The sequence below is a fragment of the Ruegeria sp. BHSA191 genome (assembly GCF_059613325.1).
The window spans coordinates 242,564-266,829 of record NZ_JBXWSH010000004.1; the positions used below are offsets into that span (position 1 = coordinate 242,564).

General features: G+C 64.1%; 22 protein-coding genes. 15 read left to right on the forward strand and 7 right to left on the reverse strand.

Features of this window, described 5'->3' with window-relative positions; translation table 11 throughout:
* Positions 1–25: 25 nt before the first annotated feature.
* From dusA to AC2FNS_RS06575, 5 genes are all read left to right on the forward strand, one after another.
* Positions 26–1,033 carry a tRNA dihydrouridine(20/20a) synthase DusA gene (gene dusA / locus AC2FNS_RS06555; protein WP_496711935.1) on the forward strand — a complete coding sequence of 336 codons (1,008 nt, stop codon included), beginning with the start codon at positions 26–28 and terminating at the stop codon, positions 1,031–1,033.
* Positions 1,034–1,066: 33 nt separating this feature from the next.
* Complete coding sequence (locus tag AC2FNS_RS06560) at positions 1,067–1,891, forward strand: sulfite exporter TauE/SafE family protein (protein ID WP_496795997.1); 825 nt, start codon at positions 1,067–1,069, stop codon at positions 1,889–1,891.
* A complete protein-coding gene (locus AC2FNS_RS06565; protein ID WP_496797375.1) occupies positions 1,885–2,670 on the forward strand; it encodes a hypothetical protein in 786 nt (261 codons plus the stop codon). The genes AC2FNS_RS06560 and AC2FNS_RS06565 overlap by 7 nt, the downstream gene beginning before the upstream one ends.
* A 33-nt stretch (positions 2,671–2,703) precedes the next feature.
* Positions 2,704–3,432, forward strand: a complete 729-nt coding sequence (locus AC2FNS_RS06570; RefSeq protein ID WP_496711938.1) for a SpoIIAA family protein — start codon at positions 2,704–2,706, stop codon at positions 3,430–3,432.
* A gap of 341 nt (positions 3,433–3,773) precedes the next feature.
* Positions 3,774–4,016: a hypothetical protein gene (locus AC2FNS_RS06575; RefSeq protein ID WP_496711939.1), complete on the forward strand. Its 243-nt coding sequence runs from the start codon at positions 3,774–3,776 to the stop codon at positions 4,014–4,016.
* On the opposite strand, the gene AC2FNS_RS06580 is transcribed toward AC2FNS_RS06575, so the two are convergent.
* The 3 genes from AC2FNS_RS06580 to ccmI are packed head-to-tail and all read right to left on the reverse strand — an operon-like array spanning position 4,011 to position 5,952.
* Positions 4,011–4,244: a DUF1289 domain-containing protein gene (locus AC2FNS_RS06580; protein ID WP_496686609.1), complete on the reverse strand. Its 234-nt coding sequence runs from the start codon at positions 4,242–4,244 to the stop codon at positions 4,011–4,013. The two genes, AC2FNS_RS06575 and AC2FNS_RS06580, sit on opposite strands and share 6 nt — an antisense overlap.
* A gap of 17 nt (positions 4,245–4,261) precedes the next feature.
* The gene (gene ruvX, locus AC2FNS_RS06585) at positions 4,262–4,726 is read right to left on the reverse strand and encodes a Holliday junction resolvase RuvX (RefSeq protein ID WP_149774785.1); all 465 of its coding nucleotides are present in this window, start codon (positions 4,724–4,726) and stop codon (positions 4,262–4,264) included.
* Positions 4,723–5,952: a c-type cytochrome biogenesis protein CcmI gene (gene ccmI / locus AC2FNS_RS06590; RefSeq protein ID WP_496681215.1), complete on the reverse strand. Its 1,230-nt coding sequence runs from the start codon at positions 5,950–5,952 to the stop codon at positions 4,723–4,725. Before ccmI ends, ruvX begins: the two co-directional genes overlap by 4 nt.
* Before the next feature lie 176 nt (positions 5,953–6,128).
* On the opposite strand from ccmI, the gene AC2FNS_RS06595 reads away from it, so the two are divergent.
* From AC2FNS_RS06595 to AC2FNS_RS06615, 5 genes are all read left to right on the forward strand, one after another.
* Positions 6,129–7,373, forward strand: coding sequence for a sarcosine oxidase subunit beta family protein (locus AC2FNS_RS06595; RefSeq protein WP_490360667.1), 1,245 nt, complete (start codon positions 6,129–6,131; stop codon positions 7,371–7,373).
* Positions 7,373–8,170 (forward strand): FkbM family methyltransferase, encoded by a 798-nt coding sequence (locus tag AC2FNS_RS06600; protein ID WP_496711940.1) that lies wholly within the window; start codon positions 7,373–7,375, stop codon positions 8,168–8,170. Before AC2FNS_RS06595 ends, AC2FNS_RS06600 begins: the two co-directional genes overlap by 1 nt.
* Before the next feature lie 19 nt (positions 8,171–8,189).
* Positions 8,190–8,519: a sarcosine oxidase subunit delta gene (locus tag AC2FNS_RS06605; protein ID WP_496686601.1), complete on the forward strand. Its 330-nt coding sequence runs from the start codon at positions 8,190–8,192 to the stop codon at positions 8,517–8,519.
* A 67-nt stretch (positions 8,520–8,586) separates the two neighbouring features.
* Positions 8,587–11,601 carry a sarcosine oxidase subunit alpha family protein gene (locus AC2FNS_RS06610; RefSeq protein ID WP_496797374.1) on the forward strand — a complete coding sequence of 1,005 codons (3,015 nt, stop codon included), beginning with the start codon at positions 8,587–8,589 and terminating at the stop codon, positions 11,599–11,601.
* Complete coding sequence (locus AC2FNS_RS06615; protein ID WP_496711942.1) at positions 11,594–12,160, forward strand: sarcosine oxidase subunit gamma; 567 nt, start codon at positions 11,594–11,596, stop codon at positions 12,158–12,160. The genes AC2FNS_RS06610 and AC2FNS_RS06615 overlap by 8 nt, the downstream gene beginning before the upstream one ends.
* A gap of 78 nt (positions 12,161–12,238) precedes the next feature.
* On the opposite strand, the gene AC2FNS_RS06620 is transcribed toward AC2FNS_RS06615, so the two are convergent.
* On the reverse strand, positions 12,239–12,991 hold the full coding sequence (locus AC2FNS_RS06620; RefSeq protein ID WP_496711943.1) for an FkbM family methyltransferase: 753 nt from the start codon (positions 12,989–12,991) through the stop codon (positions 12,239–12,241).
* Between the two features lie 107 nt (positions 12,992–13,098).
* Between AC2FNS_RS06620 and AC2FNS_RS06625 the strand changes: the two genes are divergently transcribed.
* Both AC2FNS_RS06625 and AC2FNS_RS06630 read left to right on the forward strand, forming a co-directional pair.
* Entirely contained in the window at positions 13,099–13,698 is a 600-nt protein-coding gene (locus tag AC2FNS_RS06625) for a superoxide dismutase (RefSeq protein WP_496686593.1), read from the forward strand.
* A gap of 189 nt (positions 13,699–13,887) precedes the next feature.
* Positions 13,888–14,337 (forward strand): baeRF12 domain-containing protein, encoded by a 450-nt coding sequence (locus tag AC2FNS_RS06630; RefSeq protein ID WP_496681233.1) that lies wholly within the window; start codon positions 13,888–13,890, stop codon positions 14,335–14,337.
* Between the two features lie 3 nt (positions 14,338–14,340).
* Here AC2FNS_RS06630 and AC2FNS_RS06635 read toward each other — a convergent pair whose 3' ends face one another.
* Complete coding sequence (locus AC2FNS_RS06635; protein WP_496711944.1) at positions 14,341–14,892, reverse strand: LOG family protein; 552 nt, start codon at positions 14,890–14,892, stop codon at positions 14,341–14,343.
* A gap of 126 nt (positions 14,893–15,018) precedes the next feature.
* On the opposite strand from AC2FNS_RS06635, the gene AC2FNS_RS06640 reads away from it, so the two are divergent.
* On the forward strand, positions 15,019–16,392 hold the full coding sequence (locus tag AC2FNS_RS06640) for a LysM peptidoglycan-binding domain-containing protein (protein ID WP_496797373.1): 1,374 nt from the start codon (positions 15,019–15,021) through the stop codon (positions 16,390–16,392).
* 76 nt (positions 16,393–16,468) lie between these two features.
* Positions 16,469–18,274, forward strand: a complete 1,806-nt coding sequence (locus AC2FNS_RS06645) for an ABCB family ABC transporter ATP-binding protein/permease (RefSeq protein ID WP_496681322.1) — start codon at positions 16,469–16,471, stop codon at positions 18,272–18,274.
* 59 nt (positions 18,275–18,333) lie between these two features.
* On the opposite strand, the gene AC2FNS_RS06650 is transcribed toward AC2FNS_RS06645, so the two are convergent.
* Together AC2FNS_RS06650 and AC2FNS_RS06655 are read right to left on the reverse strand one after the other, a co-directional pair.
* Positions 18,334–22,116: an efflux RND transporter permease subunit gene (locus AC2FNS_RS06650; RefSeq protein WP_496711946.1), complete on the reverse strand. Its 3,783-nt coding sequence runs from the start codon at positions 22,114–22,116 to the stop codon at positions 18,334–18,336.
* A complete protein-coding gene (locus AC2FNS_RS06655) occupies positions 22,113–23,339 on the reverse strand; it encodes an efflux RND transporter periplasmic adaptor subunit (protein ID WP_496711947.1) in 1,227 nt (408 codons plus the stop codon). Before AC2FNS_RS06655 ends, AC2FNS_RS06650 begins: the two co-directional genes overlap by 4 nt.
* Before the next feature lie 222 nt (positions 23,340–23,561).
* Here AC2FNS_RS06655 and AC2FNS_RS06660 point away from each other — a divergent pair, with 222 nt between their 5' ends.
* Positions 23,562–24,233: a hypothetical protein gene (locus AC2FNS_RS06660; RefSeq protein WP_496711948.1), complete on the forward strand. Its 672-nt coding sequence runs from the start codon at positions 23,562–23,564 to the stop codon at positions 24,231–24,233.
* Positions 24,234–24,266: the final 33 nt, after the last annotated feature.

Genomic DNA, 24,266 nt, shown 5'->3' on the forward strand with positions numbered 1-24,266 from the left:
GTGAGGGAAATTTGGAGCTAACGCTTTGAAAAATAACGCACAAAAAGCGGCGCGTTTAAGCGTGGCACCCATGATGGACTGGACGGATCGTCATTGCCGGTACCTGCACAGACTGCTGAGTTCCAATGCGCTTCTCTATACCGAGATGGTGACCGCGCCCGCTCTTGTCCGAGGTGGGGCGCTTCACCTGCTGGAGTTCAGCCCTGAAGAACACCCCGTGGCCCTGCAACTGGGCGGGTCCGACCCCGAGGAACTGGCGCAGGCCGCCATGTTGGGGGCCGAGGCGGGGTATGACGAGATCAATTTGAATTGCGGATGCCCGTCCGACCGGGTGCAGTCGGGCACCTTCGGCGCGGTCTTGATGAAGGACCCGGCGCGCGTGGCGGATTGTGTCGCGGCGTTGCGCGCGGCCGTGCGCGTCGAGGTGACGGTGAAATGCCGCATCGGAGTGGACGAGCAAACCCCCGAGGAGGTGCTGCCCGACTTTCTGGAGAGGATTCGAGCCGCCGGATGCCAGCGCGTCACGATCCACGCCCGCAAGGCTTGGCTGCAGGGGCTGAGCCCCAAGGAAAACCGCGATATCCCGCCGCTGGACTATGGCCTGGTGCATCGGATGAAGGCCGCGTTTCCCGACATGCACATCTCGATCAACGGGGGGATCGCGTCTCTGGCCGAGGCGCGCGCGCATCTGGAGGCCGGACTGGACGGGGTGATGATCGGGCGGGCCGCCTATCACCAACCCACCGACATTCTGGCCGAGGCCGATCAATTGATCTTTGGCACCGGGACTGCCGCCGATCCGGTGGACGTCGTGCATAAGATGCTGCCCTATATCGATCGACACCTTGCCGCGGGGGGGCGGTTGCACCAAATCACCCGGCACATGCTGGGTCTGTTCGCGGGCCGACCGGGCGCGCGGGGGTGGCGACGGGCCCTGTCGGAAGGGGCGGTCCGGGACCATGCCGGTCCCGAGGTCGTTTTGGAGGCGCTGGCCCGCGTGGCTCCGGACGCCGTCGCGGCACAGGCAATTTGACAGGGCCGAAGGGCCGCAATCCAAGGGGGACGGATGCCCGAGACTTTTTTGCTGGTCCAGATGCTGGGCCTGTTGCTTGTGATCGGAGCGCTGGCCGGGGTGCTGGCGGGCCTGCTGGGCGTGGGCGGAGGGATCGTTCTGGTGCCCGCGTTCTTCTATACGTTCCAGACATTGGGCTATGGCGGCCCGCAACTGATGCAGATGTGCCTGGCGACCTCACTAGCCACGATCATCGTGACCTCTGTCCGCTCGGTCCTGAGTCACAACAAGAAAGGCGCGGTGGATTGGCAGATCCTGCGCGGCTGGGGGCCGGGGATCGCTGCGGGGGCCATCTTGGGCGTCATGGTCGCGTCCGCCCTACGGACCGAGGCGCTGCAGGCCTTGTTTGGCATTCTCGGCATCTGCATCGGGGCCTATCTGGGCCTGGGAAAATCCGAATGGCGGCTGGGCGATGCCATGCCCGGCGGGCTGCGGCGATTGCTGATTTCCCCGATGGTCGGGTTTCTGTCGGTGTTGATGGGGATCGGCGGGGGCAGTTTCGGCGTGCCGCTGATGAGCCTGTACAACACGCCCATTCACCGAGCCGTCGCCACCGCGGCCGGGTTCGGCGTCATCATCGCGGTGCCGTCGGTCATCGGCTTCCTGTTCCTGCCCATCGCGCCGGACTATCGCCCGCCATTCACAATCGGGGCCGTCAACCTGATCGCTTTTGGCGTGGTCGTTGCCATGACCATGATCACCGCGCCCTGGGGCGTGAAGCTGGCCCATGCGATGGATCCCAAACCGCTTAAACGCGTCTTTGCGGTCTTTCTGACCCTCGTGGCGTTGAACATGCTGCGCAAGGCCTTGGGGTGGTGAGGCCATTCTGGGCGCGCGGGTGGGAGGTTTTCCCGGCCGAGCTCTCCGTCGCCGACTGGGTGGCGCATGCGCTGCCCGCCGCCCGCGCGGCGGTGCGGGACCCGGCCCATCTCCACTGGCTTGACTGTGAAGAGACGTGGTTCATCGGCGTCGATGCCCTGCCCAACGACGTGGCGGGGCGGGTTGGCGGCTCGGGACCGTTGGGCGGCGCGGCGCTTGACTTCCTGCGCGCGCAATACGGTCCGGTCGCGTTGCACCCGGGGCAGGTCTCGGTGGTCTATCCGGGCTATCCACGTCCGCGCCGCGGCGAAAGCGAAGCCGCCGCCCGATACCGGGCCCGGCGCGATGGGGCCCATGTGGACGGGCTCAAACCCAATGGGCCGGATCGGCGCCGCCATATCGACGAGCCGCACGCCTGGATTCTGGGGCTGCCGTTGACAGCGGCCAGCGCCGAAGCGGCGCCGCTGGTCGTCTGGGATGGCAGCCACCGGATCATGCAGGCGGCGTTTCGCCGGGTATTGGCCGGCGTCGCGCGCGCGGATTGGGCAATGGTAGACATCACCGAAGCCTATCAGGACGCCCGCCGAGAGGTGTTCGAAACCTGCCTGCGGATCGAGATCCCAGCCCGGCCGGGAGAGGCCATCGCACTGCACAGGCATTGTCTGCACGGGGTGGCCCCCTGGCGTGACGGAGCAACGGCCGGACCCGACGGACGGATGGTCGCCTATTTCCGGCCTGAACTGCCCGGCGGTGTGGCCGAATGGATCGAAACGCCGTAACCTCGGGCCATTCTCTGATTTGGAGGGCATTCGATGATTACGATTCACAAGACGCCTGACGGTGCACTGCTTGAGATCGAATTGACGGGCGAAGTCACCAGTGCCGATTATACCAACTCCTTGGTTCCCGCGATTGAAGCTGCGCTGCAAGAGCACGACCAGGTCCGGATGCTGGTGATCGCCGGCCCCGACTTCGAAGGTTATGACCTTGGCGCCGCGTGGGAGGACACCAAGCTGGGCCTCAGCCATTGGCGCGGGTTCGACCGGATCGCGGTGGTCACCAACAAAGCTTGGGTGAAGACCAGCGCGCGGCTCGCGGCTCCGCTGATGCCATGCCCTGTGCAGGTGTTCGAGATGTCGCATCTGGACGAGGCGCGCTTGTGGCTGCGCGAGTCCCTCGGGGCCATTCACGTCGTCGATCTGGGCGGGCCTTGTGTGCAGATCAGCCTGTTGGGCAAGGTGGACCCCAGGGAATACGAAGAGGCCGAGCAGCGCCTGGACACGTTGCTGAGCCAGAAGGAGGGCTTCCGTCTGCTGATCGATCTGCGCGAGTTCGACGGCTGGCAGGGCCTGTCGGCGCTCGCGGCGCATTTCCGTCTGGCGCGCAATCATATCGGCATGCTGGACCGGGCCGCCATCGTGGGCGACAAGGCCTGGCAGCACATGGCGCAGCGCGTCGCGCGGCACATCCTGGGCACACGTACCCAGTATTTCCCGTCCGAAGCGTATGAAGAGGCCAAGACCTGGCTGGCGTCCGGCTGATCCGCTCGGGGCCGCGATTCGCGGCGCGGCTGATGGGCCTTGATTTGCTCCGGCTGACCCTGGGTTACCCCAGGCTGTGCCGAAGGTATTGGATTTGTTACGCTACGTCCGTTTCGCGCACTCGTGGACAGGGGCGCGCGTGCAAGCGCCCGGACTTGAAGGATTTTTTGTCCTGTTGGACAAATTTTTGCGTTTCGCGGCGGGGTTTTCCCCCTTATTCAAAGCTACTCGAGACGGTAGGAATAGGTCGCTGCTGCAATCTATCCGTGTGTTTCGGTATAGGCCTTGCCCCGCGGGGGCGGCTGGATCGCAACGGCGCCGAGCTGTTCAAGGGGGCTGTCATGCGACTGTTCAAACTGTTTTCCGGCAAGGTCAAAACCAAGCGCCGTTCCTCGGTGGACACGTCTCAAGCCGACGCCGCGGCGGAAGTCCGAGCAAAAACCAACCGTGCCGAGATCACACGACTTTTCCAGCGGGAACTCTTGGCCAAAAAGGCGGGCGACAGAGTGACCAATCGGCAAATGGCCGCCGTGCGCGAGGCAAAATCCTTAAAAAAAGGCTCTGACGGGACGATGGCCTTATGACCGGACCAGCCGGGCTGCGCGCCCGCCGCGCCGTTTGGCCAGGCGGGGCTTACGGCTGGGCAGCTCTTCCATGATGGCGGCGCGTTCGGTGCTGTCCATCTTCGACCAGCGAGAGATCTCGTCCATGGTGCGGTAGCAGCCGGTGCAGATCCTCTCGGTCGGATGCACCACGCAGATCTGCACGCAGGGGCTTTCGACCTCGTTCCGTTTCCAGATCATGTTCGTCATGCGCGGTCTCCGACCCGTTACAGAAAGCGCAGCCTGTCCAGCGCCCCTTGCAGAATATACCCCGCCGCGACGTGATCGATCACCTGTCCGCGACGTTTTCGTGTCGTATCCGCCTCCAACAGTGCCTTTTCCGCCGCAACCGTGCTCAGGCGTTCATCCCAGAATCCGATTGGAATATCGGTTAGCTGCGACAGGTTGCGCGCAAAGGCGCGGGTGGATTGGCACCGCGGTCCCTCGGACCCGTCCATGTTGCGCGGCAGGCCCAGGACGATCCCGCCGATTTCCCGGTCGGTCGCGATTTCCAAAAGGCGCGCAGAGTCGAGCTTGAATTTCTTGCGCCGCACGGTTTCCAGCGGGCTGGCCACGCCGCGCATCCGGTCCGACACGGCGACGCCGATGGTCTTTTCGCCCAGGTCCAGCCCCATCAGTGCCTGCATCGGGGGCAGGGCGGCGGCAAACTCCTCGAACCCGTCGTGGATCATTGCGCGATCCCAGCCCGGCGGGCGGCCGAGGCGATCATCTCCAGCGCCTCGGGGTTGTCGGCGAACTTGGTCAGCGCCTCGTCGCGGATCGCGCTGGCGCGTTCGGTTTCGCCCAGAACACCCAGCGCCGAGATCAGCCGCGCCCATTCCTGAGGTGAGCCGCCCTCGGTCGCCAGTCTGTCGGACAGCCCGTCAACCATGCCGCGGATCATCTCCTGCCGTTCTTCGGCCGTCATCTCGGCGGCGGCCTCCATGTCGGCCTGGCTGGGGCCGGGGGCCGCCGGAGCGGTCGAAAGATCGGGGGCGTTGAACACGCCGGCGCGCCAGGCCAGATCGTCGATCTGGGCGCGGATCGCCTGCGCCCAAGGTGACTGAGGCGGCGAACTGCGCAGCGTATCCGCCCACACCCGATAGGCCAGATCGGGTCGGCCGATCTGGGCCAGCATCTGCCCCCAGTAATACCGCGCCGGGCCATGGTTGGGGGCGCGTTTCAGGGCTTCGCGCAGGGCGTCCTCGGCCTCGGGCGAGACATAGCCGCCGGCCGCAAGGATCAGCATCTCGGCCAGGTTCGAATAGGCATCCGCAGGGGCATCCGCGCCCGACAGCTCGATGACCTTTTTCTGCGCCTCGTACCCGGCCTTGAAGTTGCCGGCATTGGTTTCGTGCTGGGCCAGCAGCATGTGCCCCTGCAGGTCGTCGGGGCGGCTTGCCACTGTTTCGCGCAATTGGTCCAGCAGCTTGGCATAGCTTTCTTCCAGCTGGGGCGGCTCGACCGGGGGGGCGGCCCTTTCGGCCTCGGCTTGGCTGGGGCGGTTTTCGCGCAAGTCGTCGGCCATTTCCAGGCGGGCCGACAGCGGTTGATCGGGGTAACCAGCAGCGCCAAGTTGTCGATACAACGCCAGGGCGCCGCCCACCAGCAGTAGGGCCAAAACCACCGGTGCCGCCACGCGCATCACCCGTGACGGGCCGGATACTGTCGCGGCCGCCTGCATCTGCGCGTCCGCGGCCAGAATGCGGCGCGAGATCTCGGTCCGTACCCGCTCGGCATCGGCCTGGTCGATCACGCCGCGGGCCAAGTCACGGTCCACGCTGGCCAGCTGTTCGCGGTAGACGCGCAGGTCATAGGCCGCCGCCGGTTCTTCCCGGCGGCGTTCCCGCAGCATGCCATAGGCCAAAAAGACCGCGATCAGCAGCGCGAACAAGATGAGCAGAACCCAGAACGTCATGGTCCCTCCGACAATGGTTGCCCTGACTTAGACCTGCTTGCGGTCCGACAAAAGGGACAAAAGGCCGCGAATGGCCTACATGTCGCAATAGTGCGATATTGCGGCGCTGCATGGCAGGGGTATTCTGCCGCTGCACGGCATATCTTCGGCCAAACACGAACCGGACGGATTCGCTCATGAAACACTATTCAGCCTTTGCTGTGGCGCGCGAGGCGCTGCGCTATCACACCGGATGGGAGCGCGCCTGGCGTTCGCCCGAACCCAAGAAGCGCTATGACGTCATCATCATCGGCGCGGGCGGGCACGGCCTGGCGACGGCGTATTACCTGGGCCGGAACTACGGCATCCAGAACGTTGCGGTGATCGAAAAGGGCTGGCTGGGCGGCGGCAATACTGGCCGGAACACGACCATCATCCGCTCGAACTATCTGCAGGACCCGTCGGCGGCGATCTATGAAAAGTCGCGCGGCCTGTACGAGGACCTGAGCCAGGAGCTGAACTACAACATCATGTTCAGCCCGCGCGGCGTGATGATGCTGGCCCAGACCCAGCACGAGGTGCGCGGCTACAAGCGCACGGCGCACGCCAACGCGCTGCAGGGCGTCAAAACCGAGTGGATCGGACCCGAACGTGTCAAGGAACTGGTGCCGATCATCAACATTGACGGCCCGCGCTATCCGGTTCTGGGCGCGCTGTGGCAGGAACGCGGCGGCACCGCGCGCCACGACGCGGTGGCCTGGGGCTATGCCCGGGCCTGCTCGAACATGGGCATGGACATCATCCAGCAATGCGAGGTCACGGCCATCCGCTCGGCCAACGGCCGCGTCACCGGGGTTGAGACGACCAAGGGCGCCATCGAGTGCGACAAGCTGGGCATCGTGGTGGCGGGTCACTCGGGCCAGCTGGCCGAGATGGCGGGCTTCCGCCTTCCGGTCGAGGCACTGGCCCTGCAGGCGCTAGTGTCCGAGCCGATCAAGCCCTGCATGGACGTAGTGGTGATGGCCAACACCGTGCATGGCTACATGTCGCAATCCGACAAGGGCGAGATGGTGATCGGCGGCGGCACCGACGGGTTCAACAACTACACCCAGCGCGGCAGCTTCCACCATATCGAGGAAACCGTCCGCGCCCTGGTCGAGACCTTCCCGATGATCTCGCGCCTCAAGATGCTGCGCCAGTGGGGTGGCATCGTGGACATGACCGGCGACCGTTCGCCCATCCTGTCCAAGACTCCGCTGGGCGGCTGTTTCATCAATTGCGGTTGGGGCACCGGCGGGTTCAAGGCCATCCCGGGCTCAGGCTGGGGTATGGCGCAGCTGATGGCCACCGGGCATTCCCCGCTGACCGAGGCCTTCTCGCTGGACCGGTTCAAAGAGGGCCGTTTCATCGACGAAAGCGTTGCCGCCGGGGTCGCGCATTGATGGACATCCAATCCCTTCCCACCGCCATACCAGACCGGCCGCGCCGCAGCCGGCTTGCGCTGCTTGACTTTCTGCTGGCGTGTTTCGACGCGCAGTCCGACAGCGTTCAGGTGGTGCAGGTCGGGGCCAATGACGGCAAGCTGGATGATCCCATATTGCCGTACTGGTCGAAACCACATTGGAAAGGTGTCCTGATCGAGCCGCACCCGCTGTATTTTTCGGCCCTTGCGTCGCTGCATGCGGCCAATCCGAACGTGAAGCTGGTCAATGCCGCTGTATCGCAGGTTGCGGGCAGCATGACGCTGTATCACCTCGATGAGGCCTATTCCGGTGCCTATCCGGGCTGGTTGCGCGGCTGCGCGTCGCTGGACCGTGGCCGGATGGTGGCCGCAATCGACCGCGCCAACCGCAAGACGGGGGCGGACGTACCCCATTCGGCCGTGGCCGAGACAACCGTCGCCGCGCGGCGGCTGGACGGGATTCTGGCCGAAACGGGTGTTTCCGCCGCCGATATCCTCGTGATCGACGTCGAAGGGCACGAACGCTCTGTCCTCGACAGCTTTGATCCCGCACGCCTGGGGCTGTCGCTGGCCATCGTTGAATGCAACGCCGGCGACCCGGCCGAACAGGATGCGATCGTCTCGGCCCTGAACGCGGCCGGGCTGGTCGCATATCGGCTGGCCAACGACATCGTCGCCCTGCGTCCGGGCCGCGTGACCATCCCGATCGAGGCGATGTTCCACTTCAACAACCTTGTTCCGCTGACCGTCCAAGAAACGGTCGAACCGAATCCATGACCAAAGGTGTTTTGACCCGATGCTGATCCTGACCTGCCCCTATTGCGGCGTCGACGCCGAAGAGACCGAACTGACCGCCGGCGGCGAAGCGCATCTGAAACGCTTCGGTCCCGGCTCATCGGATGACGAGTTCCACGACTATCTGTTCATGCGCGAAAACCCCAAGGGCGTACATTTCGAACGCTGGCGCCACAGCAACGGCTGCGGCAAGTGGTTCCACGCCGCACGGTGCACTGCCACGCTCGAGGTGTTCGGCACCTATTCGGCCCAGGTCACCGAGCCGCCGCAGGAGATCCGCGATGCGATCTCGGCCAAACGCCCGGGCTGGAGTTGGAGAGAGTTCTCCTGATGCCCCGCCCATTCAAGAATATTCCCGCCGGAGGCACCATGCCCTCTATCCGCGAAAGGTCCGAAACATGAGCACCCGTCTCGCCAAGCAAGGCCGGCTGATCGACCGGTCGAAACCGGTCACCTTCACTTTCAACGGTACTGCGATGCAGGGCTATCAGGGCGATACGCTGGCGTCGGCCCTGCTGGCCAACGATCAGATGATGGTCGGCCGGTCGTTCAAATACCACCGTCCGCGCGGTGTCGTGGCCAGCGGTGCCGAGGAGCCCAACGCGCTGGTCGGTCTGGGGCAGGGCAACCGTTTCGAACCGAACCAGCGCGCCACCACGACCGAGCTGTTCAATGGCCTGACCGCGATCTCGCAGAACCACTGGCCCAGCCTGGAATACGACATCGGCGCGGTGAACACGGCGCTGGCGCGGTTCCTGCCGGCAGGGTTCTACTACAAGACGTTCATCCACCCCAAACCGTTCTGGAAACATGTGTACGAGCCGTTCATCCGCCAGTCAGCCGGTCTGGGCAGGGCGCCCGACAAGGACAGCCGCGACGCGGATACCTATGAACACTTCTATGCCTTCACTGACATTTTGGTGATCGGCGGCGGTGTTGCGGGCCTGCAGGCGGCCAAAGCCGCGGCGCAATCGGGCGCCAAGGTCATGCTGATCGAACAGACCGCCCATTGGGGTGGCCGCGCGCCTGTCGATGGGGGCACAGTCAACGACGAGCTTGTGGATAAGTTCGTGGAACAATTGGTTTCCGAACTCGAAACAATGAGCAATGTCACCCTGCGGTCGCGCTGCATGGGGGCCGGGGTCTATGATCACGGTTACGTGCTGGGATACGAGCGTCTGACCGACCACAAACCGGGCACCCAAGGCCCGCGCCATCGTCTGTGGCGCATCCGCGCCAAACAGGTCGTTACGGCGACCGGCGCGATCGAGCGCCCGCTGTCCTTTGCCGGCAATGACGTGCCGGGGGTGATGCTGGCCTCGGCCATGCGCGACTATGTGGTCAACTGGGGCGTGACCCCGGGTGAGCGCGTGATCGTCGCCACCAACAATGACGACGCCTACCGCACCGCGATCATCCTGAAACAGGCGGGTGTGGATGTGTTACGCGTCGTCGATGCCCGTCCCTCGGCCGGGCCGCTGGCGGACGAGGCGCGCAGCCTCGGCATCCGGGTCGACCCCGGCAAGGCCATCGCCAAAGTCAAGGGTGGTAAGCGGGTCAAGAAGGTCGCGATCTGCAACCAGGAAGGCATCGGCGGTGCTCGGGAAGAGGTCGAATGCGATGCGGTCGCCATGTCGGGCGGCTGGTCGCCGGTGGTGCACCTGTGGTCCCATTGCGGCGGCAAGCTGATCTGGGACGAGGCCAACGCGCATTTCCGCCCCGATCCCGACCGTCCGCCTCTGGGCGCCAACGGCGAAGGCTTTGTCGTGCCGGCGGGGTCGGCCAACGGGCCGCTGGCGTTGGGCGAGGTCCTGGCCGATGCCCACGCCGCGGGCAAGGCTGCGGCCAAGGCAGCCGGGTTCAAGCCGAAGAACACCAAGGCACCGCAGGGCGAGGCCGAGACCGAAGCGCCCATGCAAGCCGTCTGGCTGATGCCTGCCAAGGCCGAGGTGCAGCTGCGCATGAAGTCGTGGCTGGACTTCCAGAACGACGTGAAAGTCTCGGACGTACAACTGGCTGCGCGCGAAGGCTATGAGAGCGTCGAACACACCAAGCGTTATACCACGCTGGGCATGGCGACGGATCAGGGTAAGTTGAGCAATATCAATGGCCTGGCGATCCTTGCTGATGCGTTGGAATCCGAGATTCCCAAGGTCGGTACCACCACTTTCCGCCCGCCCTATACGCCCATCTCGATGGGAGCCATCGCGGGTGAGGCGCGCGGCGAGGTTTTCCAGCCGATCCGCCGCACGCCGATGCATGACTGGCATGACCGGAATGGCACGGATTGGGAGCCGGTGGGCCAGTGGCGCCGCCCCTTCGCCTATGTGCGCCCCGGGGAATCCGTGCATGACGCCGTGAACCGCGAGGTCAAGAACACGCGCGAGAACCTCGGTCTGCTGGATGCCTCGACCCTGGGCAAGCTGATCGTCAAGGGGCCGGACGCGGGTAAGTTTCTGGACATGATGTACACCAACATGATGTCCACGCTGAAGGTCGGCAAATGCCGCTATGGCCTGATGTGCTCGGAAAACGGTTTCCTGATCGACGACGGCGTCGTGGCCCGGATCGACGAGGACACGTGGCTGTGCCACACAACCACCGGCGGGGCTGAGCGCATCCATGCCCACATGGAGGAGTGGCTGCAGACCGAGTGGTGGGACTGGAAGGTCTATGTCGCCAACGTGACCGAGCAATACGCTCAGATCGCCGTGGTGGGCCCCAACGCCCGCAAGGTGCTGGAGAAGCTCGGCGGCATGGATGTCAGCCGCGAGGCGCTGCCCTTCATGGAGTGGCGCGACGGCCAGATCGGCGGCTTCGACTGCCGCGCCTACCGCATCTCGTTCTCGGGCGAGCTGTCCTATGAAATCGCGGTGCCCGCCAGCCAGGGTCAGGCCTTCTGGGATGCCCTGATGGAGGCCGGGAAAGAGTTCGGCGTGATGCCCTATGGCACTGAATGTCTGCACATTCTGCGCGCCGAGAAGGGCTTCATCATGATCGGGGACGAGACCGACGGCACCGTGATCCCGCAGGACCTGGGGCTGCACTGGGCGATCTCGAAAAAGAAAGAGGATTTCCTGGGCAAGCGCGCGCAGGAACGCGCTCACATGACCGACCCGGACCGCTGGAAACTGGTGGGTCTCGAGACTGTGGATGGATCGGTTCTGCCCGACGGTGCCTATGCGGTGGGCGAGGGCGTGAATGCCAACGGTCAGCGCAACGTGATCGGGCGCGTCACCTCGACCTATTACTCGGCCAACCTGGGCCGCGGCATCGCCATGGGGCTGGTCAAGAACGGGCCGAACCGCATGGGAGAGGTGATCGAGTTCCCGGGCACCGACGACAAAATCTACAAGGCAAAGATCGTGGACCCTGTGTTCTACGACAAGGACGGGGAGAAGCAGAATGTCTGAACCCATCAGCGCACTGAACCACGCAAGCTATGACGGCATCGCCCGGATCGAGGAATGCGGCCTGCAGGGGATGGTCACCCTACGCGGCGACCTGTCCGACAAGGTCGTGATCAAGGCGGTCAAGGACGCCACCGGCCAGAAGATGCCCGGCCAGCGTGAGGCTTTCGTCGATGGTGAAACAGGTGTCTGCTGGATGTCGCCGGACGAACTGCTGGTGCTTGTTCCCTACGCCGAGGTCGAGGCCAAACTGGCGGCCATGAAGGGCGCGCTGAGCGGCGTTCACGCGCTGGCGGTCAACGTCTCGGACGCGCGGGTAGTGTTCCGGGTCTCGGGCGCCTCGGCGCGCGAGGTGCTGGCCAAGGTGGCGCCCGTCGATCTGTCGCGGGATGCGTTCCAGCCCGGCCAGATCCGGCGCACGCGACTGGCGCAGGTGGCCGGCGCCTTCTGGATGGATGGCGAGGATGACTTCCGCGTGGTCTGCTTCCGCTCGGTAGCAGATTACGTCTTCAATCTGCTCAAGGTTGCGGCGCAGCCCGGCAGCGAAGTCGGGATCTACTGACCAAGGCGGCGGGGGCTCTGCCCCCGTCGCGCTCTGCGCGACTCCCCCGGAGTATTTTCGAAAAGATGAAGGTGCCGGTCAGCCGGTGAACAGGAAGCTGCGGAAGCGGTCCTGTGCGTCCGTGGCCGCGAGGTCGGCGGGGTGGCCGGCTTCGTCAAGGCAGGTGTCGTAGAAGGACAGCGCTTTGCCGAGGCGGGTCATGGCCGCGGCGCGATCTGCGGCGGGCAGGAACGGCGCGTGGGTGGACAGGTAGAGCGCGGGGCGGTGGTCGCGCAGCCAGTCGATCAACGTGGGCAGCACGGCAAACTCCGCGCCTTCGATATCCATCTTGACCAGCGACACACCGGAAAGGTCAGTGGCAGAGGCAAACTGATCCCATGCGATGGTCAGGGCATCGGTTCCATGCGCGCCGTCATGCAAGAGCGAGCTGGTGGAGTCGCCCGGCTCTCCGCGCATCGAGGCCATGCGGGCCACGCCGAACCTGTCGGACAGCGCCACGCCAAAGGCCGAGACGTTTCGGATGTCGTTCAGGTCCAGGTTCCAGGCCAGGTGGCGATAGGCGGTCGGGTCGGGCTCGAAACACCAGACATGGCGCGCCTTGCGGGCACCATAGAGAACGGTCGGGCCGATCCATGCGCCAATGTCCAGATAGTCGCGGTCTGGCGAAAGGTGGCGGTCGAGCACCGCGAATGTCTCGGGCTCCCAGTTGCCGGCCGAGGCCTTGCGCCAGAATTTCGAATGATAGGGATCCAGCCGGAAGGCTTCGCCATTCAGCTGACCCGCGTAGTATCCTCGGGCGCGGTAGAACATCTTGCGCGCTTTGGTCAGCATCGCCCTGCCTCCGGGTTCATTGTTTTATCGTGTCGGCCCTTGACCTCAACTGGCTGTCAAAGCATGTAAACGTGGGAATGCAACACATATTTTGACAGGGGGCCAAGATGGCTTTTGAACTTCCAGACCTTCCTTATGCACATGACGCGCTGGCATCCAAGGGCATGTCGGCCGAAACGCTGGAATATCACCACGACCTGCACCACAAAGCCTATGTCGACAACGGCAACAAGCTGATCGCCGGCACCGAGTGGGAAGGCAAGTCGCTGGAGGAGATCATCGTCGGCACCTACCAGGCCGGCGCGGTGGCCCAGAACGGCATCTTCAACAACATCAGCCAGCTGTGGAACCACAACCAGTTCTGGGAAATGATGGGGCCGGGCGAGTCCAAGATGCCGGGCGAGCTGGAAAAGGCTCTGATCGAGAACTTCGGCTCGGTTGACGATTTCAAGTCGCAGTTTGCTGCCGCCGGTGCCGGTCAGTTCGGCTCGGGCTGGGCATGGCTGGTCAAGAATGCCGACGGTTCGCTGGCCGTCACCAAGACCGAGAACGGCGTGAACCCGCTGTGTTTCGGGCAGACCGCGCTGCTGGGCTGCGACGTGTGGGAGCACTCGTATTACATCGACTTCCGCAACAAGCGCCCCGCTTACCTGGACAACTTCCTCAACAACCTGGTGAACTGGGAAAACGTCGCCTCGCGCATGTGACGGCACGGCCCGGAACGTCCGGATCACGGCCCGCCAGCCTGAACGCTGGCGGGCTTTTCGTTGTGTTCCGGTAGTGGCCGGACAAGTTTGGCCCTTTGGCGTTGCAAGTCGCTTTTTGATACATAAGTGGAATATTGCACGGTCCGCGACGGTCGCGGACCCAGGCATTCGGATCGACAGGAGGACGAAATGGTGAAGCTGGTACCTGGAACCTGGGTTGTGATCGCGGATGGCGAAAAAGCCTTGTTCACCGAGAACACCGCCGCAGGCTGGGAGCCGAAGCTGAAGGTCTTGTCGGTCGAGCAGCAGGATCCCGACGCGGTGCAGCCCCGTCCGAACGACCGGCCCGGGCGCCGGGCCGACGGTGGGCCGAACCAGAAGTCGGCCGTTGAAGAAGACACTTGGCGCACCCACGCTCGCGCGTTGTTCGCGCAGGACTTGGCCGATCTGCTGAACCGCGAAGGGCACAAGGGCGCCTTTTCGCATCTGGTGCTGATCGCAAGCCCTCAGGTTCTGGGGCTGCTTCGCCGCAGTCTGCATGACGGTGTTCAGACAAAGATCGTGGCCGAGATCGACAAGACCCTGACCAATCATCCGCTGGGGAAGATCGAGAAAGTGCTGGCCGATCACACGCCCTGAGCTTCAGGCCAGCATCTGGCGCAGCGCCGCCATGGCCGAGGGCGCATCGTCGACCCAAGTGATGAACCCCGCCAAGGAACCGTCTGCAAAGCCCTGGTCGATCACTTGATCCAGTAGGCTGTGCAGATTGTCCCAGTACCCTTCGACATTCATCACGAGAATGGGCTTGTCATGCAGGCCCAGTTGGCGCCAGGTCAGGGCCTCGAACAGCTCGTCCAAAGACCCCGGTCCGCCGGGCAGCACCACCACCGCGTCGGCGTTCATGATCATCACCTTCTTGCGTTCGTGCATGGTTTCGGTGACCACGAAACGTGTCAGGTCGGTCTTGCCGACCTCGCGGCGCAGCAGGTGCACCGGAATCACGCCGAATGTGTCGCCTCCGGCGGCCTGCGCGGCGCGGGCAACCTCGCCCATCAGGCCCACGTCGCCCGCACCATAGACCAGCCGCCAGCCTTCGCGGGCCAGAAGTGTGCCAAAGCTCCGGGCCTGTTCGGAATAGGCGGGGCGGGCGCCATTGCGTGACCCGCAGTACACACAGACGGATTTCTGGGGCATGGAAAGGCGACTCCGGGGTTGTGTCAGAGGTTTTGACCCGTGATAGCGGGATTGATAGATTGGCTCAACCGCCCGCAGGAATGCTTTTCAGACAAAGCGGTTGCGCGGCAGAGTGAAAGGGGAAACATGGACGCCAAATCGGGAAGCGGACGGTCAGGATCCTTCATCCTGGGGGTTCTGGCCGGTGTTCTGGCGATCCTGGTTGCTGCCGGGCTTTATCTTTTGGGTGTGTTCTCTGGGTCTTCGCCGTCGGCGCCCGAAGACGCCTCGGTTTCGAAGGAGGAACAGCCTCAGCAGGCCGGAGCCGTGCAGCCGAAGCCGCTGACCGAAACGCCGCAGAAACAGGACGAGGACGCAGTCGCCGTCGTACCGTCAGAGGCCGACGAAACGACGCCCGACGATACGCGGGTCGAAGCACCTGTCAAAAGCGCGGAACAGGCGGACGCGACCGAAACCGAATCCGAAAACGAGAACACGCAGGCTGAGTTGCCCCACCCCGTGCTGGACCAGATCTTCGTTGAACCCGATGGCACCGCCCTGCTGTCCGGCTCGGCCCAGCCCGGCAGCCGGGTTCGGATCCTGCTGGACGGGGCGCCGGTGCACAGTTTCACCGTCGATGGCAGCGGACAGTTTGCCGAATTCGTAGCCATTCCCTTCAGCGAGACCGCGCGCGGCCTGGTACTGGAAACCACCGATGGTGACCGAACGGCGCGGTCGGACGACTATCTGATCGCGGCCCTGCCAAAACCGGCAGAGGCGGCCCCGGTCGGCGACGATATCGCCAGCGCCGATGGCTCGACCACCAGCGAAACCGAAGAGCACCCGGTCCCCGCTGCGACGGGTGCGACTCAGACCGAGGACACGACCGCCGAGGATGCCCCGCCTGCGGATCAGGCCCCCGAGGCACCGCCTGCGGTGACGCCCGAAGATGCCGACGAAGAGCGGCAGGTTGCGGTTCTGCGCTCGGGGGAAGAGGGGGTATCGGTGGTGCAATCGCCTTCGGTCCGAAGTCAGGCGCCCGATCAGGTTGCCTTGGATACGATCGGTTATTCCGAACTGGGCGACGTTCAATTGACGGGCCGCGTCGCCGAGGGTGCCGCGGTGCGACTGTACCTGAACAACCGCCTGGTCGCCGATATCACGCCAGAGCAGGACGGCGATTGGCGCGGCCAGATCGAGGGGATCGATCCCGGCCTATATACCCTGCGTGTCGACGAGGTGGACACGGACGGCACGGTGCTTAGCCGCGTGGAAACTCCGTTCAAGCGCGAGCCGGTCGAAGCTCTGCGCGCGGCAGGTGCGCAAGGGCCGGAAGCCGGTGTCGAACCGTCGGCTCCGATCCGGTCCGTCACGGTGCAAAAGGGCGACACCCTGTGGGCGATCTCGCGCGAGCGGTTTGGCGATGGGATACTGTACGTGCGCCTGGTCGAGGCCAACCGCGACCTGATACGCGACCCGGATCTGATTTACCCGGGGCAGGTCTTCACCATTCCCGAATAAAGGCGTAGGTCTGGTGCCGGCCGGGGCTTCCCGGCCGCAGCCGTGTTTAAGTAGCCACATGAGAAGACTTGCGCCGATGCATTCCGATGACCTGCCACAGATGGACGAACGCAAGTCGGGATGGATAACCATCCGCAAGGTCGCTCCCTATCTGTGGCCGGCGGACGAGCCCTGGGTCAAGCGGCGCGTGGTGTTGGCCATGGCCATGCTGGTGCTGGCCAAGCTGATCGCGGTCTATACGCCGATCCTGTACAAGGGCGCGGTCGATGCCTTGGCGGGCGAGGGTGTGCCGCCGCTGGCGCTGGGCGCCGTTGGGCTGACCGTGGCCTATGGTATGGCGCGGATGATGACCGTGGGGTTTCAGCAGTTGCGCGATGCGCTGTTCGCGCCGGTGGGGCAACGCGCTCTGCGGGCTCTGGCGCTGGAAACCTTCCAGCACATCCACCAGCTGTCGATGCGCTACCATGTGACCCGCCGGACGGGCGGCCTCAGCCGGATCATCGAGCGCGGGGTCAAGGGCGTGGAGTTCCTGCTGCGCTTCCTGCTGTTTTCGATCGGCCCGCTGATCCTTGAACTGCTGCTGGTGGCGGTGGTTTTGATGTGGCTGTTCGACGTCTGGTATCTGGTCGTGGTGGCTGTCACCATCGCGCTGTACATCTGGTTCACCTTCACGGTCACCGAATGGCGCGTGAAGCTGCGGCGCGAGATGAATGACCAGGACACCGAGGCCAACCAGCGCGCCATCGACAGCCTGCTGAATTTCGAAACCGTCAAGTATTTCAACGCCGAGCGGCGCGAAGCTGAACGATATGACGTGTCGATGAAGGCCTATGCGCAGGCCGCGTTGAAAACGGCATATTCGCTGGCCTTCCTGAATTTCGGACAGTCCTTCCTGATCACCTGTGGGTTGATCGGGGTGATGGTTCTGGCCGCGATCGGCGTTCAGAACGGGTCGCTAACTGTGGGCGATTTCGTGATGGTCAACGCCTACATGATCCAGATCACCGTGCCGCTGAATTTTCTGGGCACCGTCTACCGCGAGATCCGTCAGGCCCTCGTCGACATGGGCCAGATGTTTCAGCTGCTGGAGCAGCCGGCCGAAGTTGTGGACAGGCCAGACGCCAAGCCCCTGCAGATCACCGAAGGCCGGGTCGAACTGGACCATGTGCATTTTGGCTATGACCCGGACCGCGAGATCCTGCGCGGTGTCTCTCTGGTGGTGCCGGGGGGGCAGACCGTGGCTATCGTGGGCGCGACCGGCTCGGGCAAATCCACCATCGGGCGCCTGCTGTTCCGGTTCTACGACGTAACCCAAGGCGCGTTGCGGATCGACGGGCAGGATGTGCGCGACGTGACGCAGGAAAGCCTGCACGCCGCCATCGGCGTGGTGCCGCAGGACACGGTGCTGTTCAACGACACGATCCGGTACAACATCGCCTATGGCCGCGAGGGGGCCTCGCAGGCCGAGATCGAAGCCGCCGCACAGGCCGCCCAGATCCACGAATTCATCACCTCGCTGCCCGAGGGGTACGATACCAAGGTGGGTGAGCGTGGCCTGAAGCTGTCAGGCGGCGAGAAACAGCGCGTGGGCATTGCGCGTACACTGTTGAAGAACCCTCCGATCTTGCTGTTGGACGAGGCCACGAGCGCGCTGGATACCGACACCGAGCAGGACATCAAGGATGCCCTGGCCCGCGCAGGCGAGGGGCGCACGGTGATCACCATCGCCCACCGCCTGAGCACGATTGCCGAGGCCGACCAGATCGTTGTTCTGGAAAAGGGCGAGATCATCGAGCAGGGCACCCACGACGAACTGTTGCGCCGTGAAGGGCGTTATGCCCAGCTGTGGAACCGCCAGCAATCGGATACGCAAGCGGCCTGAAACCCCTGCGGTTATGGATCAAACGAAAACGGGCCGGCAGAACCGGCCCGTTTCCTGTGTTACTCTGCCGCTTTCAGCGGATGCCCCGGTGTGTCGCCCGGGTTTTGCTCGGCATCTGCATCGGCACCCTCATCCTCGGTCCAGACGATTTCCGTCGCCTGCATCCGGCGGGCCGTGTCTCCGATCGCCATGTCCTGCGCGATCTGGCTGGATCGGCCGGCGGTCACGCGGGCCAACAGCTTGCCCAGCCATATGGCATAGGTGGTCACCCACACCCGCAACGCCAAGAACGAGGGCGTCACGATCAGTGTCAGAACCGTGGCGATACCCAAGCCGAACACCACCGCCGTCGCCAGCTGTTTCCACCACAACGCGGTGGGGCTGTCGATCGAATAGCCGCCATTGATGAAGTCCAGCGACAGGCCGAACATCATCGGTGTCAGGCCGGCCATCGTGGTCAACGTGGTCAGCAGAACCGGACGAATCCGCGCCTCGGCCGTGCGCACGATGGCGTCGATCCGGGGCATGTAGCGGCTGTATTCCTGGTAGGTGTCGATCAGAACGATGTTGTTGTTCACCACGATCCCCGCCAGCGCCACGATGCCCGTCCCGGTCATGATGATCGAGAAGGGTTGTTGCATCACCATCATCCCGATCAGCACGCCGGTGGTGGACAGAACCACCGCCAGCAGCACCAGCACCGAGTTGTAGAACGAGTTGAACTGCGCCAACAGGATCACGAACATCAGACCCAGCGCGGCCAGGAAGGCGCTGGATAGGAAGGCCTGGCTTTCGGCCTGGTCTTCCTGATCTCCGGTCCATTCCCAGGTGATCGTGTTGGCAAAGGGCTGTGTGTCCAGCCACTCGGTCAGTACCGCGATCCGTTCGTTCGGGTTGATCAGCGTTAGGCGGGCGTCGCCGTCATCAATGGCGGTCTGCACCTCCTGCAAGCTGTCCGCACCGGTCAACTGAACCAGAGTATAGGCCGTGCCATCCGCGCCGTTGATCGTCGCACTTTCAGGTTCCGAGCCTTCGGTCACTTCGCGTACAACGGCCAGCCGCTGTTCTCCGTCCGGGGTGTCGATCACCACTTTGCTCAGGCCGGATTCCACGTCGGCCTTGACGTCGTAGTAGCGCTCTTGATCCACCCGATTGATCTGGGCCAGCTTTGCCACCGGTTTGCGGGTGATGAAGTTCGACAAAGGCACCAGCCCGTCCGGAGTACGCACCTTGAGCGTATCCAACGTGGACAGGACCCGATCCTGATCGGGCAGACGCACGCGGATCTCGATTTCTTCATCCACGCTTTCGGGGCGCATTTCGCCCAGCAGGATGCCACGGGTCACCAACTGCACCATCGCTCCGACGGTGGCCACGTCGGCACCGAACCGGCCCGCCTTGGCCACGTCGACGTCGATCTGCCAGTCGATGCCGGGCAGGGGCAGGGTGTCCTCGATCTTGATCAGGCCCGGGGTGTTTTCGAACATTTCGCGCGCGGTCAGCGTCGCGCTGGTCAGGTCATCCCAGTCGTCGCCCTTGATCCGCAGGTGCACGGGCTTGGCCGAGGCCGGACCCTGTTCCAGAGGCAGGATCTCGACCACGAAACCCGGCAGCTTGGCCAGTTCGGCGTTCAACTGGTCGATCACGAAATCGCCGTCATACTCTGGTGCGACAGTGTGCTTCTCGAACAATCCGCCTGCGACAGGTTCTGACACGTTCGGGCGATCCTCCCACGGGATGATCTCGAACTGCACGCGGCCCACAGTGTCCGCCGGAGCCTGCGCCCCGCCGGTGTTCTGGTTCAGGCCGCCTTCACCGGCGAACGAGAACACGTTGATCACCGCCGGATGCTGGCTGATCACCTGTTCTGCTTCGAAGACCAGCGCGTCCTTTTCGGCCAGCGACAGGTTGCCCCGTGCGCGGACATAGGCGGTGGCCTGTTCCGGCTCGCTTTCGACGAAGAATTCGACACCGCGGTTGTTCTGGCCGTACATGGTCATCACTGTCATCACCGCGAATCCTACTGCCACGATCGAGACGATGGGCATGATCGGATTGCCGACAAGAAACTTGATGACATAACCAAAGGGCGTATGTTCCTTGGCCGTTTGCACGCGCTCATCCGGCTTGCGCTCGATCCTGGCCGCGCTGAGCGTGACCGATCCGGCAAAGGCGCCGAACAGGAATAGCACCACGCCCAGCAAGAACCCACCGCCTGCGCCTTCCGGCAACAGATACGTGGGATTCAGCAACTGCATCGCGCCCAGGAAGATCATGTAGACCGCCGGCGGCACCATGATGGCACGCACCCACCAGGGCGTCCGCGCGCGCAGCCAGTTCGAGCTGCGGTCGAACACGCGGCTCAACCGGCCAGATACACCGCCCATCACCGGCAGATAGATCAGCGCCACGATCAGCGAGGCCGACAGAACGAAGATCAGCGTGACCGGCAGCATCCCCATGAACTCGCCCGGAATGCCGGGCCAGAACAGCATGGGCAGAAAGGCGCACAGCGTCGTCGCGGTGGACGAGACGATAGGCCAGAACATCCGCTGCGCGGCCTCGACATAGGCGTGCATGGGGCCGACACCCTCGGCGATGCGCTTGTCGGCATATTCCACCACCACGATCGCGCCATCGACCAACATCCCCACGGCCAGGATCAGGCCGAACATCACGATGTTCGAGATGCTGACCCCCATGATCGCCAGGAAGGCAAAGCACAAGAGGAACGAGGTCGGAATCGCGAAGCCCACCAGCAGCGCCGCCCGGGTACCCAAAGAAGCCAGAACCACGATCATCACCAGTGCGATGGCCGTCAGGACCGAGCCTTCCAGCTGGCTGACCATCGAACCCACGATGCGGCTCTGGTCGTTCGACGTGCCGACATCCACCGCCGCCTGCAACTCGGGGGGCCATTTCGTTTCGGCCTTGGCGACGGTTTCCTTCACCTGGGCCACGGTGTCGATCAGGTTGAAGCCTTTGCGCTTGACCACCTGCAGCGCCACGGTCGGTTCGCCGTTGAACCGGGCGGTCCCTTCGCGGTCTTCGAAGGTGTAGTTGATCTCAGCCAGTTCGCCCAGGGTCACGACCCGGTCGCCATTGACCTTTATCGGCAGGCCGTAGACGTCTTCGGGCGTCTTGAACGACGATGGGATCTTGACCGAAAACGCACCTTGTTCGGTTTCGACCTCGCCGGCGGCGATGAGCTGGTTGTTGTTCCGTACCACGTTGATCAGCTCTGCCGCGGTGACGTTGTACGCCTCGAGCCGCAGCGGATCGATGATCACTTCCAGCATCTCGTCCCGGTTGCCCGCGATCCCGGCCTCGAGCACGGAATCCAACGCTTCGAGGTCATCCTGCAGATCTTTCGCGATGCGCGCCATGGTGCGTTCGGGCACCGGGCCCGACAGGTTGACGATGACGATCGGGAATTCCGAGAAGTTGATCTCGGTCAGCGTGTATTGCTCGGCGCCTTCGGGGAACTTGGCCTGGGCGCTGTTCATCGCGTCGCGCACGTCTGCGGTGATGGCGGTCTTGTCCCAACCAAAGTCGAACTCGAGCGCGATCCCGGCGTAACCTTCGGCGGCGGTGGCGGTCATTTCCTTCAGGCCGTCCAGATCCGCAAGCTCGGTTTCCATCGGCTTGATCAGCAGGTTTTCACTGTCCTCGGCCGAGATTCCGGGAAACTGCACCGACACGAACAAGGCGGGAATCTCGATGTCCGGCTCGCCCTCTTTGGGCAGGCCGACATAGGCATAGCCGCCGATGATCAGCGAGATTGCGATGAACGCCAGAACCATGCGGGCCCGATCGGCGGCCCAAGAGACGATACCGGTCATTGCGACGCATCCCGATAGGTCGGCTCGACGGCAACGCCGGCGGTCACGAATTCCTGGCCGACCACGATGACGTCGGCGGTTTCAGGCAGTCCGCCCACCCAAACCCCGTCGGCGCTGTCGCGCAGCAGGCGGATGGGCAGGAAGTTCACGATGTTGCCCGATCCGACGGTGCGCACGCCCAATTGACCCTCGTTGTTGAGGGTCAGCGCCGATTGCGGCAGCAGATGCGCCTTGGCACCTTCGGCGGCGATTTGGATGCTGGCGGTCTGCCCGTCGCGGATCAGCAGTTCGGGGTTGGGCACGGTGATTTCCACCTCGAAGGTGCGGGTGGTCTCGTCGGCGGACCTGCTGAGGAAGGTCACGCGGCCCTCGACCTGCAGGCCGGTCACCAGTTGTGCCTGCGCCGGGGCGCCGACCGTGATGCGGTTGACCGAGGTTTCGGGGACGAACCCGACCAACTTGATCGGGTCCAGCTGGATCACGGTCGCGCACAGCGATCCGGGCTGCATCAGACTGCCCAGCTCGGCGGCGTCGCTTTCCAGCAGGCCCCGGAACGGCGCCTTGATCGTCAGGCGGTCTACCTCAAGCTGGGCCGCGTCCACCGAGGCTTCGGCCCCCTCGATGCTGGCTTGGGTCGATTTCAGTTGTGCCTCGGCCGATTTAACTCCGGCCAGGGCGGCGGCCATTTCTGCTTCGGCGGAAATCTTGCGGGTTTCCGATCCAAATCCGGTCTCGGACAGTTTGCGGGCGGCGCGCAGATTGATTTCAGCCTCGGCGACGCGCGCAGTGGCCTCTTGCAACTTGGCCTCGGCCTCGGGGATGCGGCTTTGCGCCTCGGCCAGGGTGGCCTTGGCCTGTTCCAGTTGGGCCGGGCGCGGGCCGGGATCAAGCTGGCACATGACGTCGCCGGGCTCGACGAAGGCGCCCTTGCGCATCGGTTCCGAGATCACGGTCGACGTGGTTTCGGCCAGGACCTGCACCTGGCGGTTGGCCTTGGTCTGGCCACGCAGCAGAACGGCGCTGTCGATCTCGCGGGCGGTCGAGCGCAGGGCCACGACCCGAATGGCCTTGGTCGGGGCGGTTTCGACGGCCTCGGCCGAGGCCTCGGTCTGTGTGGCCGGACCTTCGCGCCCGGCGAAGGCAAACAGGGCATCGCGTTCAAATACCAGAAAATACAACGCTACTATGACCAGAACGGCGTTGATCAGGGATATCAACCGCATGCCGTGTCTCTCCTTGAAATTGGGGCCTTAAATCCACAAACGTGTGGCAAGAGATGGGGTGGACCGGGTCACTTGTCCATACTGAACTGAATAGTTCGGTTCAATTTCTTTCGCAAGAGGGGCCGCACGCCATGCATTTGTGCATTTGTGCCACTTGGCTTGATGGTGGCGGCGGGGTATGACATGTCGCCAGACAGATGACGAAATCCCCCGGGGGCAGGAATGAGCGACGTCGACAGTTTCATTGATGAAGTCACCGAAGAGGTGCGCCGCGACAGGCTTTACATGCTGTTGCGCCGGTGGGGCTGGGTCGGCGTGGCCTTGGTGGTGCTGATCGTCGGGGGCGCCGCCTTCAACGAATACCGCAAGGCCCGCAGCACCGCTCAGGCCCAGGATCTGGGCGACGCGATTGTGGCGGCGATGGTTCAGAACGAACCCGCGGACCGCGCGGCGACGCTCGAGGGGATCGAGGCCCATGCGCCCGGCGGCGACACGGTGGTGAACTTCCTTTTGTCGGCCTCGCGGGCTGAGGCGGGGTCGGCTCCCCAAGCGGTCGAGCGTCTGAACGCCATAGCCGTACAGGGTGACCTGCCAGAGATCTATCGCGCGATCGCTAGCTTCAAGGCGCTGTTGCTGCAGGCCGATACCTTGCCGGCGGCGGATCGGCGTCAGCAGTTCGAGGCGCTGGCCGTGCCGGGCGCGCCTTTGCGCCTGCTGGCCCAAGAGCAGCTGGCCCTGATCGACGTCGCCGAGGGTGACGTACAGGCCGCGCTGGACCGGCTGCAGGCTTTGCGCCAGGATGCCGAGGCCGGAACCGAAATCCGGCAGCGGGCCGGGCAACTGATCGTTGCACTGGGCGGCACGCCCGAACCGGTCGTGGCTCAACAGGGTTGAGGCGCGACAGCCAGCACGCAACGCAAGACAGGC